The organism is Veillonella sp. ZSJB6 (assembly GCF_051549505.1).
Classification (GTDB): Bacteria; Bacillota; Negativicutes; order Veillonellales; family Veillonellaceae; genus Veillonella.
Genome location: NZ_JBPUGE010000019.1, coordinates 1 through 541 on the forward strand (window position 1 = coordinate 1; position 541 = coordinate 541).

1 rRNA gene is annotated in these 541 nt (G+C 54.7%); it reads right to left on the bottom strand.

Annotated features, from left to right (window positions below):
• Nucleotides 1-16 precede the first annotated feature (16 nt).
• Nucleotides 17-541 (bottom strand): 16S ribosomal RNA (locus ACSV5T_RS09710); the annotation flags it as partial.

A 541-nucleotide genomic window follows, 5' to 3' on the forward strand; every position in this document is an offset into this window, starting at 1 on the left:
GTGTATGTCTCCCTAGAAAGGAGGTGATCCAGCCGCACCTTCCGATACGGCTACCTTGTTACGACTTCACCCCAATCATCGACTTTACCTTAGACGGCTGGCTCCCGAAGGTTACCCCACCGGCTTTGGGCACTTCCGACTTTCGTGGTGTGACGGGCGGTGTGTACAAGGCCCGGGAACGTATTCACCGCAGTATGCTGACCTGCGATTACTAGCGATTCCGACTTCACGTAGGCGAGTTGCAGCCTACGATCCGAACTGAGAGAGTGTTTCTCGGGTTTGCTCCACCTCGCGGTATTGCTTCCGTCTATTAACTCCCATTGTAGTACGTGTGTAGCCCAGGTCATAAGGGGCATGATGATTTGACGTCATCCCCGCCTTCCTCCGCATTGTCTGCGGCAGTCTCTCATGAGTTCCCACCCGAAGTGCTGGCAACATAAGATAGGGGTTGCGCTCGTTGCGGGACTTAACCCAACATCTCACGACACGAGCTGACGACAACCGTGCACCACCTGTTTTCTGGCTTCCGAAGAAGAGGAAC